This window comes from Baaleninema simplex PCC 7105 (genome assembly GCF_000332355.1).
GTDB classification, from domain to species: domain Bacteria; phylum Cyanobacteriota; class Cyanobacteriia; order Cyanobacteriales; family Geitlerinemataceae; genus Baaleninema; species Baaleninema simplex.
Genome location: NZ_KB235959.1, coordinates 456,245 through 457,130, shown reverse-complemented (window position 1 = coordinate 457,130; position 886 = coordinate 456,245). Strand labels below are relative to the sequence as shown.

Sequence of the window (886 nt, the reverse complement as noted above, 5' to 3'; positions counted from 1 at the left end):
TCTATTCTCTCAAACAATTGTCCCGTCTGGCTTCCGTCTACCTTGTCACCCTCTCAGGATGATGAGTCGCTCTTCAAGTCTGACTCAAGTGTCAGAGTGTATTGCCCAAGTCAACGGGGAAAAATTCACCAACGTACGTCAAAGACTAACAACAGTGGTACAAAGAAAAACGCCAAAGCTTACGGTCGTAAATATGCTGAGCTAGATGTAGCCAGTTGTTTCGCGCCGCTGCTGAAGTGGGTCTTAGAGCTATTAGGAGAGAGCGACGACCTGTTCCTGGCCTTAGATGCGACCCATATCGGTCAAAAATTTATACGTCTTGTCACTCAACGTACTCTATCGCGGCAGTGGCATTCCCGTGGCCTGGAAAATCGTGAAAGCTTCCCAGAAACACCCCTGGAACGCCCCTGTCGGCAAGACTTGCTCCGTCGCTTGAGCGGAGTGGTTCCCGAGTCGGTCAGGGTTTGGGTTTTGGCCGATCGAGGACTCTATGCTTGTTGGCTGTATGAGGAAATTGTGGCTCTGGGATGGCATCCTTTGTTACGTATTAACTCACAAGGCTATTACCAAGTGCGCTCGGGGGAAACTCTCGCCGACTGGCAACCTCTCGAGCAAGTGGTTCGAGTCGGTGAGAGTTTTAGCCAACCGGTAACGCTGCTTTCGCCAAAATTCTCTCGATTGTACCCTGTTAGCCCGATGGGACGAGGATTACAAAGACCCTTGGCTGTTGCTGAGTGACGCCTCACCTCAATCGGCTTCGGCTGCCTTTTATGGCTTTCGCTCTTGGACTGAAGCGGCTTATCGCGATCTCAAGAGTGATGGCTTTAATTGGCAACGCACCCGTTTGACTCATCCTCACCGGGCTGAGTGTCTTTGGCTGGCCAGT

Annotated in this window: 1 protein-coding gene; it reads left to right on the top strand. The window is 51.5% G+C overall.

Annotated elements, in window-relative coordinates; all coding sequences use genetic code 11:
* Positions 1–96 precede the first annotated feature (96 nt).
* The gene (locus GEI7105_RS31855) at positions 97–738 is read left to right on the top strand and encodes a hypothetical protein (protein WP_192816706.1); all 642 of its coding nucleotides are present in this window, start codon (positions 97–99) and stop codon (positions 736–738) included.
* The last annotated feature ends 148 nt before the right edge of the window (positions 739–886 follow it).